The sequence below is a fragment of the Cytobacillus luteolus genome (genome assembly GCF_017873715.1).
Taxonomy (GTDB): domain Bacteria; phylum Bacillota; class Bacilli; order Bacillales; family Bacillaceae_L; genus Bacillus_BV; species Bacillus_BV luteola.
This window is the reverse complement of record NZ_JAGGKM010000004.1, coordinates 303,219-319,711: the sequence shown is the minus strand read 5'-3', so window position 1 is coordinate 319,711 and position 16,493 is coordinate 303,219. Positions and strand designations below refer to the sequence as shown.

Below are 16,493 nucleotides of genomic sequence, written 5' to 3'. Positions count from 1 at the left end.
AAGTTATGTAATGTGTTATATTGAACAAGCGCTCACTTGGATAAAGTCCAAATCAATACTGGGGTAATGGGGAGATTTTTAAAAAAAGGAGAGGTTTTTATGACAGCAACACGCGGTCTAGAAGGGATTGTAGCAACTACATCTTCTATCAGTTCTATTATCGATGATACCCTAACTTATGTTGGGTATAACATTGATGACCTTGCAGATAATGCAAGTTTCGAAGAAGTTATTTACTTATTATGGCACCGTAAATTACCAACTCAAAATGAGCTTGCAGAATTAAAGCAACAACTAGCCGAAAATGCAAGTTTACCACAAGAAGTATTAAATCATTTTAAAACTTACCCAATCGACAAAGTCCATCCAATGGCAGCACTTCGCTCAGCTGTGTCTTTATTAGGTTTATATGATGAAGAGGCAGACAATATGGACGAGGCTTCAAATTATCAAAAAGCGATCCGCCTACAAGCAAAGATTCCATCACTAGTGACTGCTTTTTCACGAGTGAGAAAAGGCTTAGAGCCAATCGCACCACGTACAGATTTAGGCTTTGCTGCTAATTTCATATATATGTTAACTGGCCAAGAGCCTAGTGAAATTGCAATAGAAGCTTTTGATAAAGCTTTAGTTTTACATGCTGACCACGAATTAAATGCTTCAACATTTACTGCACGTGTTTGTGTAGCTACGTTATCCGATGTGTATTCTGGAGTAACTGCTGCAATTGGTGCTTTAAAAGGACCACTTCACGGTGGAGCAAATGAAGCAGTTATGAAGATGTTATCAGAGATTGGTGAAGTAGAAAATGTAGAATCTTACATTCAAACTAAACTTGCAAATAAAGAAAAAATCATGGGCTTTGGACACCGTGTATATCAACAAGGTGACCCTCGTGCAAAACATTTGAAAAAAATGTCTCAGAAGTTAACAACAATTACAGGTGAGACAAAGTGGTACGAAATGTCTACAAAGATTGAGGAAATTGTAACTAGTGCAAAACCTCTACCACCGAATGTCGATTTCTATTCTGCTTCTGTATATCACAGCTTAGGAATAGACCATGACTTGTTTACACCTATCTTTGCGGTTAGCCGTGTATCAGGCTGGTTAGCCCATATCCTAGAGCAATATGATAATAACCGTTTAATTCGTCCACGTGCAGAATACACTGGACCTGGAATGCAAACTTACGTACCAGTTGAGCAAAGAAGCTAATTAATTACTAGCTTCTTGTGAAAATTGTTTCAATTATGTACTATTAAGCTTGTGAGAACGGTGGTCAACAACCACCGTTTTATAAAGCATTTATAAGCAGTTCTTTACTTAAACTATTGGAGGTTTTACAAGTGACTCAAGGTGAAAAAATTACAGTTACAAATGGTGTGCTAAACGTTCCTAACAATCCGATTATTCCTTTTATTGAAGGCGACGGAATTGGACCTGATATTTGGGCTTCTGCATCTCGCGTATTAGAAGCAGCAGTTGAAAAAGCATATAAAGGCGAAAAATCAATCGTTTGGAAAGAAGTTTTAGCTGGGGAAAAAGCATTCAATCAAACAGGTGAGTGGTTACCAGAAGAAACTTTAAACGAAATTCGTGAATACATAATTGCAATTAAAGGACCTCTTACAACTCCTGTAGGTGGCGGTATTCGTTCATTGAACGTTGCGTTACGTCAAGAATTAGACTTATTTACTTGCTTACGTCCAGTGCGTTATTTTACAGGTGTACCTTCACCTATTAAGCGTCCTGAAGATACTGATATGGTGATCTTCCGTGAAAACACTGAAGATATTTATGCAGGTATTGAGTATGCAAAAGGTTCTGAAGAAGTGCAAAAGCTTATTAATTTCCTTAAAAATGAAATGGGTGTAAATAAGATTCGTTTCCCAGAAACATCTGGTATCGGTATTAAGCCTGTTTCTGAAGAAGGAACAAAACGTTTAGTTCGTGCTGCAATTAACTATGCAATTGAACAAGGACGTAAATCTGTTACTCTTGTACACAAAGGTAACATCATGAAGTTTACTGAAGGAGCTTTCAAAAACTGGGGTTACGAGCTTGCAGAACAAGAATTCGGCGATAAAGTATTTACTTGGGCACAATACGATCGTATTGTTGAAGAAGAAGGTAAAGATGCTGCTAATAAAGCACAAGCTGATGCTGAAGCTGCTGGAAAAATCATTGTGAAAGATTCAATTGCTGATATCTTCTTACAACAAATCCTAACTCGCCCGCGTGAGTTCGATGTAGTTGCTACAATGAACTTAAATGGAGACTATATCTCTGATGCACTAGCTGCACAAGTTGGTGGAATTGGTATTGCTCCAGGAGCTAACATTAACTATGAAACTGGCCATGCAATCTTTGAAGCAACACATGGTACAGCTCCAAAATATGCTGGACTTGATAAGGTAAATCCTTCTTCTGTTCTTCTATCAGGTGTACTATTATTAGAGCACTTAGGTTGGAACGAAGCTGCAGATTTAGTTATTAAATCAGTTGAAAAAACAATTGCATCAAAAGTTGTAACATATGACTTTGCACGTCTAATGGAAGGTGCAACAGAAGTGAAATGTTCTGAGTTTGGTGACGAACTAATCAAAAACATGGGTTAACGATTGATTACTACCTCGAATTTTCGGGGTAGTTTCGATATATATTGGTAAAAATTAGTCTGTAAGGGGGAAATGAGTATGAAACGCAAGAAAATATCTGTTATTGGCGGCGGCTTTACAGGAGCAACAACTGCATTCTTGTTAGCTCAAAAAGAACTTGGCGATGTTGTGTTAGTTGATATTCCTCAAATGGAAAACCCAACTAAAGGAAAAGCACTAGATATGCTTGAAGCTGGCCCAGTTCAAGGTTTTGACGCGAATATTACTGGTACTTCAAACTATGCTGATACAGCCGATTCAGATATCGTTGTAATCACTGCTGGTATTGCTCGTAAACCTGGTATGAGTCGTGATGATTTAGTTCAAACAAACCAAAAGATTATGAAAAGCGTTACTCAAGAAATTGTTAAGCACTCACCTAATAGCTATATTCTTGTACTTACAAACCCAGTAGATGCTATGACTTACACAGTATATAAAGAATCTGGATTTCCTAAAAACCGTGTAATCGGCCAGTCAGGAGTTTTAGATACGGCTCGTTTCCGTACTTTCGTTGCACAAGAATTAAACCTCTCAGTTAAAGATATCACTGGATTCGTTTTAGGTGGACATGGAGATGATATGGTACCTTTAGTAAGATACTCTTACGCTGGTGGGATTCCGTTAGAAACTCTTATTCCTAAAGAACGTTTAGATGCAATTGTAGAACGTACACGTAAAGGTGGGGGTGAAATCGTAAATCTTCTTGGTAATGGAAGCGCATATTATGCACCTGCTGCTTCATTAGTTGAGATGGTTGAAGCGATTTTAAAAGACCAACGACGTGTGTTACCTTCAATTGCCTATCTTGAAGGTGAATATGGATACGAAGGTATCTATCTAGGAGTACCTACTATTTTAGGTGCAAATGGAATTGAAAAGATAATTGAACTTGAATTAACTGAAGAAGAGAAGAAACAGCTTGATCAGTCTGCTGCTTCAGTAAAAAATGTCATGCAAGTTCTTAATTAAGTTAATCTAGAATTCGGGGGCTCCCCCGAATTTTTTAAATAGCAATTGCAAGCGTTTTCAATTATTACGGAGGTGAGAAAGGCCGCATGTTGTTAGGGAAAAAACGTAAATTAGGAAGAAGTATAGATGAAATTACGACGGGTGAAAAGTTATCACTTACAGAAAAAATCGAGGATAAGGACCTACTCCTTTATTTAGGCTTAACAAATGATTCTAATCCTTTATATATCCAGCATGACTATGCATCCCAAACACCGTTTAAGAAGCCAATTGTTCCAAGTGTTATGTTAACTGGTATCATTACTGCTGCAATCTCTAAATACTTACCTGGTCCAGGTAGTCATGTGCTTTCACAGTCGCTATCTTTTCCAAAGCCTGTGTATCACTATGGAACAGTACAATTTCTGTTTGAAATCACAGATGTAAACAGAGAAGAACATATTGTTGAGATTACGGTAAACGCGACAAATGAACAAGAAGAAACAGTTATTGAAGGCAAACTAACAGTATGCCCACCACACCAACTAAAACCAATGCATGGTGATGCATTGGATAACTTCTAAATAAATAGTGCTACATTAAGGGGAATTCTATATTCCTCTTTTTTTTATGTCTTCATAGAAAAAGTTTAGTTGATATTATTTCAAGCGCAGAGTTGATTGGAGGGGAAGGCACTTGACTCCTGCTCAGAAGTAGAGGAAAGGTCGAGACCCCACAGGTGCGAAGCGCCGAGGAGGCTCGACTTCCTCCCCGCGGAAAGCAAGTGCCTAGACCGGAAATCAACGGGCCTAATTAAATGTAACTATCCAATATTCTATTTAATAGTTGGTAAGTTAAATGATATCTACTATAATTAACCTAAATAGAGAAAAAGAGAAAAACGGATGAGGGGTTTTACTATTTTTAGTTGGAGGATTTTATGGATAAAAAAGTATTAGTAGTAGACGATGAACCATCAATTTCAACATTGCTGCAGTATAACTTAAATCAAGCAGGCTTCGAGGTTATTACTGCAATGGACGGAGAAGAAGGGTTCCAAAAGGCATTAGATGAAAGACCAGATATACTTGTACTTGATTTGATGCTCCCTAAGATGGATGGAATTGAAGTGTGTAAGCAACTACGCCAACAAAAGGTGACAACCCCAATATTAATGTTAACAGCTAAAGATGATGAATTTGACAAAATTATTGGATTAGAACTTGGTGCAGACGATTATATGACTAAGCCTTTTAGTCCAAGAGAAGTGGTTGCACGAGTAAAAGCCATTTTAAGAAGAACGAATATTCAAACTGAAAAAGAAGAGGAACTTGATACAGAGAATATTGTGATTGGAGAGTTAAGAATCCTACCCGATCATTATGAAGCATACACAAATCAAGTAAGGTTAGAACTGACACCGAAGGAATTCGAATTGCTTGTTTATCTTGCACGAAATAAGGGGAGAGTTCTTACTCGGGATCAGCTATTAAGTGCTGTATGGAATTATGATTTTGCTGGAGATACACGAATTGTGGATGTGCACATCAGCCACTTACGTGAAAAAATAGAGAGTAACTCAAAAAAACCTGTATATATAAAAACCATTCGAGGGCTAGGTTACAAGCTAGAGGAGCCAAAAATGGATGAATAATTTTCGTTCACGGCTGCTCTTTGCTCTCATAACCTTAATTGTTTCTGTGCTTCTCGGTTTAGGGATTTTATTAGGACAGATGTTTAAAAGCTTCTATTTAAATACATTTAACGAACGAATGGAAAAGGAAGCTGACCTAGTTTCAATCTACGTATCTGAAGGTGGATTATTTTATCATCCTAATTTGAATGAGAAAATGCATAACATAGAGGGAGCACTTGATTCAAGAATAACAATTATAAATCATGCCGGTAAAATTCTGTATGATGCGAATGGACATGAGGAATATAGTAAAACCATTCATGAACAACATATAAGTACAATCCTAAATGATTACGTAAATGACAAAAAGAGCTTTCACTTAATTGTAGAAGAATATGATATGTATTACTATGGAGTGCCTTTACTTGCTACAGACGAAACTGTTGAGGGATATATTATACTTAGCTCTCCTGTTGATTCTTTAAGAAAGGTAAACCAACAAATTTGGGGATTATTAATTAGTAGCTTAGGAGTTGCTTTTATAGTCATTCTGTTTCTTGGAGTAAGGATTACTTCACAGTATACGAAGCCGATTGAGTCTGCTACTAAAGTTGCAATTGAATTAGCTAAGGGAAACTTCAAGGCTAGAACATATGAAACCGATTTGGATGAAACAAGTGCACTTAATCGTTCGATTAATATTTTGGCTAGAAATCTACAGGATATGACTAAAGCACATGAAATGCAGCATGACCGCCTTCGAACCTTAATAGAAAATATGGGAAGTGGACTTATTCTTATTGATGGTAGGGGGTATATCAACCTTGTAAATCGTGCCTACAAGGAAATATTTGAGATAGAAACATCAAGTTATTTATCACATCTTTATAATGAAGCCTTACCGCATAAATCGGTTGTGTCATTAATTGAAGAAGTTTTTATGAAAGAAGAAAAAGTTCGTAGACAGCTTGTTCTTCCTCTGAAAATTGAACGAAGACATTTCGAAGTGTATGGGACACCAATCATCGGTACGAATAGTGAATGGAAAGGTGTTGTAGTTCTTTTCCATGATATCACAGAATTAAAAAGACTTGAACAAATGAGGAAGGACTTTGTAGCCAATGTTTCTCATGAACTAAAAACTCCGATTACATCTATAAAAGGTTTCTCAGAAACTCTTTTAGATGGAGCAATGAAGGATGAAAAGACATTAGAGTATTTTCTTTCTATTATTCTTAAGGAAAGTGATCGGCTCCAAGAGCTTATACAGGAATTATTGGATTTATCTAAGATGGAGCAACAAGGCTTTCAGTTGAATTACCAACAGGTAAATATTGTTGAAATATTAAATGAGATACTGGTATTACTGGGAGGAAAAGCAGAGAATAAAGATATTGAACTCTCACTAATGTCAGGTCACCAACCAATGGTTGAGGGAGATAGCTATCGATTAAAACAAGTATTTCTAAATTTAATCAGTAATGGCATTACGTATACACCAGCTGGGGGAAAAGTTTTAATTGAAGTTAGTGATTTAGAAGACACCATTCAAGTTAAGATTAGGGACACTGGAATAGGTATTGAAAAGGATGAAATTCCTCGGATATTTGAAAGGTTTTATCGAGTGGACAAGGCAAGGAGTAGAAACTCAGGCGGAACTGGATTAGGTTTAGCGATTGTAAAACACCTTGTTGAAGCTCATCATGGGACACTGGCTGTGAACAGTAAAGTTGGTGAAGGTACTACATTTATAGTTAACTTAAAAAGAAGCATTTCTTAAAAAATTTACAGAATTTTTACAGTAGATTTATATGAGTTTAACAATAATCCTCTACACTAATTTTGAAGACCCCTTCATCCGAGGAATTTTTTTGAAAGACAAGTCCTTAAAAAGGTCTTGTCTCTTTTTTATCTTGATTTAATTGCCAATTTTAGTTAAATTGAATTTGCAGTTAAATTTCTTTGAGGTGAGATATGAATATTGAAGTTTTAAGAGTAGAAAAGAATGAACAACAAATATTACATAATATTATGCAGTTTTATATTTATGATTTTAGTCAATTTATTAATAGTATTGAAGTCAATGAACAAGGTTTATATGACCCTTTTAATCTTGAAGAGTATTGGATACACGAAAATAAGCATCCATTTTTTATAAAAGTAGATGATGTATTAGCTGGTTTTGTTTTAGTAAATAGCCAAACCGAAACAAGTCCAGCCTCTATTGCTGAGTTTTTTATACTCAAGAAATATGCAGGAAAAGGTATAGGGAAAGTCGTTGCTCGGAGGATATTTGATATGTTCTTGGGTGATTGGAAAATTACACAAATTGCAAAAAACTATCCAGCACAAGCATTTTGGAGAAGTGTAATAAAAGACTATACAAATGATCAATACAGCGAAACTTATGATAATTCAAGAAGATCCGTTCAAGAATTTAATAACAGTGAAAAAAAATAACTCTTTTAGGGTTATTTTTTAAATTATATATAATTCAAATACGTATAAAATCTTTTTTGAAACTTTCTAGACTTTCACTCGTATATAACTATATCCCGAGCAATCGGTGTAAATACCTAACTTCCAATAATCTAGTAATATATGAAATTGGGTTAAACTATAGAATAAGGGGGAAAGCAACATGATGAGTCTGAAACGAATTTTTATCACGGCGGGACTATCATTGGTTATCATTCTACTTGGTATTACAGCATTCACATCTTGGTACACAGTAGATGAATCTGAGCAAGCAGTAATCTTAACATTTGGTAAAGTAAATGAAGGGATTAGTGAACCAGGGTTACATTTTAAGCTACCATGGCCAATCCAAGATGTACAAAAATTATCTAAGGAAACATTTAGTTTGCAATTTGGATATGATCAAAAAAACGGAGAAATTGTTGATTTTCCAGATGAAACAAAAATGATTACAGGGGACGAAAACATTGTATTAGCTGATCTTGTAGTACAATGGAAAATTACTAATCCTGGAAGTTATTTATATAATTCAGAAGATCCTCAACAAATCTTATATAATGCAACTTCTTCTTCATTAAGAAGTATTATTGGGAGCTCAAGAATTGATGATGCTCTAACCTCTGGAAAAGCTCAAATAGAAGCTGAGGTAAGAGATTTGCTTATTTCATTAGTTGAAAGATATGATATTGGAATTTCTGTTACAGCAGTTAAACTACAAGATGTTGAGCTTCCAAATGATGATGTTCGTAAAGCTTTTACAAATGTAACGGATGCTCGTGAAACGATGAATACAAAGATTAACGAAGCAAATAAATATCGAAATCAACGAACACAGGAAGCTGAAGGGGAAAAGGACGCAATTATTTCAAGAGCTGAAGGAGATAGAGCAGCTAGAATTGAAACAGCTCGTGGGGACGTTGCGAAATTTAATGCACTTTATGAAGAATACAAAGTCTCTCCTGAAATAACTCGTAAGCGTTTAGTGTTAGAAACTCTTGACCAGGTATTGCCGGGAGCAGAGATTTACATTATGAGTGAAGATGGCAATACAATGAAATATCTTCCAATTAGACCTCTTGAAAAACAAACACAAACTGCACCTAAAGACTCGCAAGAAGGGAGTGGTAACTAATGACTGATCAAAATGTAATAGACATTGAACAACGTAAACAAAACAACGATTGGAAGAAATACACTAAAGGTGGTATCTTCATCGTAATTATTGTTGCGTTACTCGTTATTGTGCTAACAAACCTTTTTATTGTTAAAGAAGGAGAATTTAAGGTAGTCCGTCAATTTGGAGAAGTTGTTCGTATTGAAAGTGAACCTGGTTTGAGTTATAAAATTCCTTTTATTCAGTCTGTGTCAACACTTCCAAAGTATCAAATGGTCTATGATGTTGAGGAAGCTGAAATTAATACAAAAGACAAGAAACGTATTATTATCGATAACTATGCTTTATGGCGTGTGGATAATCCAAAACAAATGATTGCAGTTACCCGTACAGTTGAAAATGCAGAAGCGAAGCTAGATGAGTTTGTATACTCAGCATTGAGAACTGAATTAGGTCAATTAAACTATGACGAGATTATTAATGATGAAAAATCGAATAGAGGGAGTTTAAATGATCGCGTAACAGAAATTGTTAATACACTGTTAGAGCGAGATAACTACGGTATATCTGTAACCGATATTCGTATGAAGAGAACAGATTTACCTAAAGAAAACGAGCTATCCGTATTTACTCGAATGATTTCTGAACGTGAGTCAAAAGCTCAAGAATATTTATCTATGGGTGATGCGGAGAAAAATAGGATTATAGCGAACACGGATAGAGAAGTAAAAGAACTATTAGCCAAAGCCCAGGCAGATGCAGAAACAATTCGTGGTGAAGGGGAAGGAGAAGCGGCAAGAGTTTATAATAACGCCTTTACCAAGGACCCTAGCTTTTATAACCTTTACCGAACTTTAGAATCTTACAAACGTACAATCAATGGTGAAACGGTCATCATCTTACCTTCAGAATCACCATATGCAAGAATATTAATGGGCTACACTGAATAAACCCAATTTATAATAGGCACTATTTTCCTTTCTGTATTTAGTCATGCTAAAATATATAGAAGAAAATAGTGTCTTTTTATATTTTGGCTTTTTCATAATTCCCCGCGCGGAAAGCAAGTGCCTGCAGCGGAAAGGAACGGACAAGATATAAATTGTAACCTATATAGGAAGAAATGGGGGATTAAGATGTCAAAAAAGGTAGTATTAATAGATGGAAATAGTATTGCTTATCGTGCTTTTTTTGCACTACCACTACTAAGCAATGAAAAAGGTGTACATACAAACGCAATTTATGGCTTCACTATGATGCTTATGAAAATTCTGGAGGACGAGAAACCTTCCCATATTTTAGTTGCATTTGATGCAGGTAAAACAACATTTCGTCATAAAACATTTGGAGAATACAAAGGTGGCCGTCAAAAAACACCACCAGAATTATCAGAGCAATTTCCATTTCTAAGAGAATTATTAGATGCATACAACATTAAGCGTTACGAGCTTGAAAATTACGAGGCAGATGATATTATTGGTACTCTTTCAGCAAAAGCAGCAAAAGAAGGTTATACAGTAAAGGTCATATCCGGAGATAAAGATTTAACTCAATTAGCATCAGACAAAATCACAGTGGATATAACAAAAAAAGGGATCACAGATGTAGATTCCTATACCCCAGAATTTGTCCAAGAAAAGTATGGAATTAGTCCTGAACAAATTATCGATATGAAGGGTCTTATGGGAGATAGTTCAGATAATATTCCTGGTGTACCGGGCGTTGGCGAAAAAACAGCTTTAAAGCTACTTAAAGAATTTGGGACGCTAGAAAATTTACTTGAGTCTATTGATCAGGTAAGCGGAGATAAATTAAAGGAAAAACTATCAGATAATAAAGCACAGGCTTTGATGAGTAAGGAATTGGCTACCATAATCCAAGAAGCACCCATTGAAGTTGGTCTAGACACAATTGAATATGATGGATATGAACCATCAAAACTTATTGCAATATTTAAAGAACTAGGATTCAATTCATTACTGGACAAGCTCGGAGTATCAGAAGAGGAAGACACTACAGCTTTAGAGGAAGTGGATTACAAGATTGTGTCTGAGGTTACTGAAGATATTTTCGCTAAAGAGTCTACTTTAATAGTTGAGATACTTGAAGAAAATTATCATCAGGCAGATATCCTTGGTTTTGCAATAGTCAATGATAACGGAAACTTTTTTATACCAACTGATGTTGCCTTACAATCAATGGAGTTCAAAGCATGGGCTGAAGATGAGCAACAACGCAAGAATGTCTTTGATGCAAAAAGCTCTATCGTTGGCTTAAGGTGGAAGGGAATACAATTAAAAGGAATTGATTTTGATTGTTTAATTGCCTCGTATATTCTTAACCCTTCAGAATCAACTGTTGATATTGCTTCAATTGCCAAAGTAAAGGGATATGGAAATATACAAGCAGACGAAACGGTGTATGGAAAAGGTGCAAAACGCACGATTCCACAACAGGACGTACTTGCCGAGCATTTAATAAGAGAAGCGAAAGCACTTCACTATTTAAAAGATAAATTAAATGAAGAGTTGGTTGAAAATGAGCAACTTGAACTTTTTACGGAACTTGAATTGCCGCTTACCTTAATTTTAGCTGAGATGGAAGCAACAGGTATAACAGTTGATGTCGAACGATTAAAATCGATGGGAGAAGAATTAAGGCAAAAGCTTAATTCTTTAGAACAAAATATCTTTGAGAGTGCAGGAGAAAAGTTTAATATCAATTCACCTAAACAACTCGGTTCTATCCTTTTCGAGAAACTTAATTTACCACCTGTAAAAAAGACAAAGACCGGATATTCAACATCAGCTGATGTTCTTGAAAAGTTATCAAATAAGCATGAAATAATTGAACACATTCTGCATTATCGACAACTTGGAAAACTTCAATCGACCTATATTGAAGGATTATTAAAGGTCATTTACGAGGATTCAAGTAAGGTCCATACAAGATTCAATCAGGTGTTAACGCAAACAGGGAGACTAAGTTCAATTGATCCTAATTTGCAAAATATCCCTATTCGTTTAGAGGAAGGTAGAAAAATCAGACAAACCTTTATCCCTTCGCAAAAGGATTGGGTTATCTTTGCAGCAGACTACTCGCAAATTGAGTTAAGGGTACTTGCACATATTGCAAACGATGAGAACTTAATTGAAGCATTTAACAAAGATTTAGATATACACACGAAAACAGCAATGGATGTATTCCATGTCTCGGCTGAAGAGGTGACCGGAGATATGAGACGCCAAGCAAAAGCTGTTAATTTTGGTATAGTATATGGAATTAGTGATTACGGCCTTTCTCAAAGTCTGGGTATAACCAGAAAGGAAGCAGGTCAATTCATAGAGCGTTATTTGGAAAGTTTCCCTGGTGTGAAAAACTATATGGAGGAGATCGTTCAGGACGCTAAGCAGAAAGGATATGTGTCAACTTTACTTCAACGCCGTCGTTACATTCCTGAAATAACTAGCCGTAATTTTAATGTTCGTAGCTTTGCAGAACGCACAGCTATGAATACTCCGATACAAGGTAGCGCCGCGGACATTATCAAAAAGGCGATGATTGATATGGCAGACCGTCTAGTAGAAGAGAAGTTAGAATCAAAGTTATTGCTACAGGTTCACGATGAACTTATTTTTGAAGCACCTAGACATGAAATTGAACGTTTAGAAAAAATTGTACCTGAAGTAATGGAGAATGCGGTTAAACTTGAAGTTCCGTTAAAGGTTGATTATTCATATGGCCCAACTTGGTATGACGCGAAATAATAAAGGAAGTGAAAGCATTGCCTGAATTACCAGAAGTAGAAACAGTAAGAAGAACTCTTGCACAATTAGTACTCGGCAAAAAAATTGAAGAAGTAAGAGTTCTTTGGCCCAAAATGGTCAAAAAACCTGCTGAGGCCGAACAATTTATTGATGCATTAAAAGGACAAACCATACATGAGATTTCAAGAAGAGGGAAATTTCTTAAGTTCATTTTAGATGATTATGTATTAGTCTCTCATTTACGGATGGAAGGAAGGTATGGATTATATTCTAACGATGAACCTTATGATAAGCACACCCACGTTTTCTTCACCTTTACAGATAACACGGAGCTAAGATATAAGGACGTAAGAAAGTTCGGTACAATGCATCTATTTAAAAAAGGTGTAGAAGAGATGGAGATGCCTCTTTCTCAGCTTGGACCCGAGCCTTTTTCGGAAGAATTTACTGAAAAGGTTTTAAAAGAAGGATTAATGAAAACCAATCGAAAGGTTAAAGTAGCTTTGCTTGACCAAAAAATTGTTGTTGGATTAGGCAATATCTACGTAGATGAAGCATTATTTCGAGCAGGTATTCATCCTGAGCGGGAAGCTAATTCTCTAAAGCCTAAGGAAATCAAAAAATTACATCAGGAGATTGTCAGCACCTTGCAAGAAGCTGTTAATAAGGGTGGAAGTACGATTAGATCCTATGTTAATACTCAAGGAGAAATAGGAATGTTTCAACTTGAATTGTTTGTGTACGGAAGAAAAGCAGAACCGTGTAAACATTGTGGCACCTCACTTGAAAAAATCGTGGTTGGGGGAAGAGGTACTCATTTCTGCCCTAAATGCCAAAGGTTAAAATAAAGTTTCACCCAAAATAAGACTTTCACACTGGATGGGCTCCTCCCATATACTATCATAGCAATTGATAGGAAGGAGCTTCTAAAGAAACGATGACTCAATACTTGTCACTAGTCTTATTAGCATTTGCTGTTAGTCTTGATAGCTTTAGTGTAGGTTTCACATATGGATTACGCAAAATGAAAATTCCATTTAAATCAATTGTAATTATTGCTTGCTGCTCTGCTCTTACCCTTTTGTTAGCTATGGGAGTTGGTAGTACAATCGCAACTATCATATCACCAAGTGCTGCTGAAAAAATTGGAGGCTTAGTGTTAGTCGGTATTGGAGCTTGGGTGTTGTTTCAATTTTTTAAACCTTCCAAGCAGTCCGAAGAGCAAGTAGAAGAAAAGGTGCTTCTGAAGTTTGAAATTAAATCACTTGGCGTCGTTATTAATATTTTAAGAAAGCCCATGGTTGCAGATTTTGATAAGTCTGGAACAATTACAGGTGTAGAGGCTTTTATGCTTGGTCTAGCACTTTCATTAGATGCTTTTGGAGCAGGAATAGGAGCTGCACTACTGGGTTATTCTCCGTGGATAATGGCGACTTGTGTAGCGATCATGAGTTCATTATTTGTAACTTTAGGTATTAATAGTGGACGTACCTTTTCAGAAAGTAAATGGATTCAGAAGTTTTCATTTTTACCTGGCGTAATGCTAATTGTGATTGGAATATGGAAGTTTTAAGTTTTTAATGATGGAGGAGTCGTAGCAATAATGGCACTTATTATTGGTCTAACCGGGGGAATCGCAAGTGGAAAAAGCACAGTTTCAAAGATGCTTGAGGAACTGGGACTTGCCATTGTAGATGCAGATAAAATAGCTCATCAAGTTGTTGAAGTTGGGAAGCCTGCTTATACAGAAATTGTAAGAGTATTTGGAGAGAAAGTTCTAAAGCCCGATCTTAGTATTAATCGTCCGGAGTTAGGAGCTATTATATTTAATGATAAGCAAAAGCGAGAGATGTTAAACAGCATCGTACATCCAGAGGTTCGCAAGGAAATGTTACAACAAGCTGATCGCTTTATAAAAAATGGAGCTAAGGCAGTTATATTGGATATCCCACTTTTATTTGAAAGTAAATTAACCCACATGGTTCAAAAAACAATTTTGGTATATGTTGATGAGGAAGTACAGTTGGAAAGACTTATGTCACGAAACGGTTATACGGAAGCAGAAGCGAAGGCAAGGATTTTCTCACAGATGCCTTTGATTGAGAAGAAAGACTTAGCTGATGTGGTCCTTGATAATAATGGGTCTATAAACAACACAAGAGAGCAATTATTACTTATATTGAGCAAATGGGATATACTATAAAATTAAAAATCGAGTAAACAGTATGAAATTCACTACTGTAAACTCGGTTTTTTTAGATTATTTCCAGAAAAGTCTAACTTTAATAAAATGTGCAATTATATCATCACATTTTTCGTTAATTATGTTATACTAATACCACAAAGACCTTATAAAGAGTATAACATATATCTTGGAAGGAGAATTAATTATGAACCCAAGAATCGCTATTAACGGATTTGGACGAATTGGTAGAATGGTATTTAGAAAGGCTATTATGGAAAATGACTTAAATGTGGTAGCTATTAATGCTAGTTATCCAGCTGAGACGCTAGCACATTTAATAAAATATGATACAAACCATGGAAAATTTGATGGGGATGTCATTGCAGAAGATGATGCTTTAATTGTTAACGGAAAACGAGTAAAGCTCTTGAGTTCACGTGACCCATTAGAACTTCCTTGGAAACAGTTAAATATTGATATCGTAATCGAAGCTACAGGTAAATTTAATTCTAAAGAAAAAGCAAGTCTTCATATGGCAGCTGGCGCAAAAAAAGTAATCTTAACAGCACCTGGTAAGAATGAAGATATAACGATCGTAATGGGCGTTAATGAACATGAATTAGACACAGAAGTTCACAATATTATTTCAAATGCTTCTTGTACAACTAATTGTTTAGCCCCAGTTGCTAAGGTATTAGATGAACAATTTGGTATTGAAAATGGCCTTATGACTACTGTTCATGCTTATACGAATGACCAAAACAATATCGATAATCCTCATAAGGATTTAAGAAGAGCAAGAGCTTGTGCACAGTCAATTATTCCTACTACTACTGGTGCAGCAAAAGCATTAACTTTAGTACTTCCTAGTTTAAAAGGAAAATTACATGGTATGGCACTACGTGTACCAACTTCTAATGTATCATTAGTAGACCTAGTTGTGGACTTAAAGCGTGATGTTACAATTGATGACATCAATGATGCATTTGAAGCTGCTTCTCATAGTTCTTTACAAGGAATATTACAATATACAACAGAACCACTTGTATCAATTGACTTTAATACAAACCCACATTCATCAATTATAGATGGATTATCAACAATGGTAATTGGTGATCGAAAAGTAAAAGTACTTGCTTGGTATGACAACGAGTGGGGTTACTCATGCAGAGTAGTAGACCTTGCAAAACACGTTGCAAGCCTAATGTTTCGAAAATCAGAAGTAGAAGTGGGTTAAGACTCAATTTAAAATATGAACAACAATGAAAACGCTTATTCTTTGAATAGGCGTTTTTAATCATGGTGAGCGTAAAATACTCATTTTACTTTCGGAGTGGATTGGAGCGGAAGGCACTTGACTCCTGCGGGAAGTAGAGAAAAGGTCGAGACCCCACAGACGGAACGTCGAGGAGGCTCGACTTTCTCCCCGCGGAAAGCAAGTGCCTGCAGCGCAAAGGAACGGTCTTCCTTCAAAGTGAGACATACTCTTTTTAAACAGTAAAAATTGTTAATGTTTAAATCCCCCAAAAAGAGGATAAATCAACTATGAGAGGTTAAAGTAAATACTGTTTCACTTTAAATAACCCTTTAACATCTGTAAATATTCACAGAATGTATTGCAAAATGATAATAAGCAAGGTATACTATTTTTCGTGAACAAAAAAACGCTTGGTAATGTTTCTACTTAAAGGGTTAGGACCTC

General features: G+C 35.9%; 14 protein-coding genes. All 14 read left to right on the top strand.

What is annotated here, in order from left to right:
- Positions 1–99: 99 nt before the first annotated feature.
- Positions 100–1,218, top strand: coding sequence for a citrate synthase (gene citZ, locus J2Z26_RS13615; protein WP_193535749.1), 1,119 nt, complete (start codon positions 100–102; stop codon positions 1,216–1,218).
- A 131-nt stretch (positions 1,219–1,349) separates the two neighbouring features.
- On the top strand, positions 1,350–2,621 hold the full coding sequence (icd, locus tag J2Z26_RS13610) for an NADP-dependent isocitrate dehydrogenase (protein WP_193535748.1): 1,272 nt from the start codon (positions 1,350–1,352) through the stop codon (positions 2,619–2,621).
- Positions 2,622–2,693: 72 nt separating this feature from the next.
- On the top strand, positions 2,694–3,632 hold the full coding sequence (gene mdh / locus J2Z26_RS13605) for a malate dehydrogenase (RefSeq protein ID WP_193535747.1): 939 nt from the start codon (positions 2,694–2,696) through the stop codon (positions 3,630–3,632).
- A gap of 86 nt (positions 3,633–3,718) precedes the next feature.
- Positions 3,719–4,195: a MaoC/PaaZ C-terminal domain-containing protein gene (locus J2Z26_RS13600; protein WP_193535746.1), complete on the top strand. Its 477-nt coding sequence runs from the start codon at positions 3,719–3,721 to the stop codon at positions 4,193–4,195.
- A 356-nt stretch (positions 4,196–4,551) separates the two neighbouring features.
- Positions 4,552–5,265, top strand: a complete 714-nt coding sequence (locus J2Z26_RS13595; RefSeq protein ID WP_193535745.1) for a response regulator transcription factor — start codon at positions 4,552–4,554, stop codon at positions 5,263–5,265.
- Positions 5,258–7,027, top strand: a complete 1,770-nt coding sequence (gene pnpS, locus J2Z26_RS13590; protein WP_193535744.1) for a two-component system histidine kinase PnpS — start codon at positions 5,258–5,260, stop codon at positions 7,025–7,027. Before J2Z26_RS13595 ends, pnpS begins: the two co-directional genes overlap by 8 nt.
- A 194-nt stretch (positions 7,028–7,221) precedes the next feature.
- Positions 7,222–7,707 carry a GNAT family N-acetyltransferase gene (locus J2Z26_RS13585; RefSeq protein ID WP_193535743.1) on the top strand — a complete coding sequence of 162 codons (486 nt, stop codon included), beginning with the start codon at positions 7,222–7,224 and terminating at the stop codon, positions 7,705–7,707.
- A 181-nt stretch (positions 7,708–7,888) separates the two neighbouring features.
- Complete coding sequence (gene hflK / locus J2Z26_RS13580) at positions 7,889–8,857, top strand: FtsH protease activity modulator HflK (protein ID WP_193535742.1); 969 nt, start codon at positions 7,889–7,891, stop codon at positions 8,855–8,857.
- Entirely contained in the window at positions 8,857–9,789 is a 933-nt protein-coding gene (gene hflC, locus J2Z26_RS13575; RefSeq protein ID WP_193535740.1) for a protease modulator HflC, read from the top strand. The genes hflK and hflC overlap by 1 nt, the downstream gene beginning before the upstream one ends.
- A 186-nt stretch (positions 9,790–9,975) precedes the next feature.
- On the top strand, positions 9,976–12,606 hold the full coding sequence (gene polA / locus J2Z26_RS13570) for a DNA polymerase I (RefSeq protein WP_193535738.1): 2,631 nt from the start codon (positions 9,976–9,978) through the stop codon (positions 12,604–12,606).
- Positions 12,607–12,623: 17 nt separating this feature from the next.
- Positions 12,624–13,454: a DNA-formamidopyrimidine glycosylase gene (gene mutM, locus J2Z26_RS13565; RefSeq protein WP_193535737.1), complete on the top strand. Its 831-nt coding sequence runs from the start codon at positions 12,624–12,626 to the stop codon at positions 13,452–13,454.
- A gap of 89 nt (positions 13,455–13,543) precedes the next feature.
- Positions 13,544–14,179, top strand: coding sequence for a sporulation membrane protein YtaF (ytaF, locus tag J2Z26_RS13560; RefSeq protein ID WP_193535735.1), 636 nt, complete (start codon positions 13,544–13,546; stop codon positions 14,177–14,179).
- 30 nt (positions 14,180–14,209) lie between these two features.
- Positions 14,210–14,809 carry a dephospho-CoA kinase gene (coaE, locus tag J2Z26_RS13555; RefSeq protein ID WP_193535733.1) on the top strand — a complete coding sequence of 200 codons (600 nt, stop codon included), beginning with the start codon at positions 14,210–14,212 and terminating at the stop codon, positions 14,807–14,809.
- A gap of 187 nt (positions 14,810–14,996) precedes the next feature.
- A complete protein-coding gene (locus J2Z26_RS13550; protein WP_193535731.1) occupies positions 14,997–16,028 on the top strand; it encodes a glyceraldehyde-3-phosphate dehydrogenase in 1,032 nt (343 codons plus the stop codon).
- Positions 16,029–16,493: the final 465 nt, after the last annotated feature.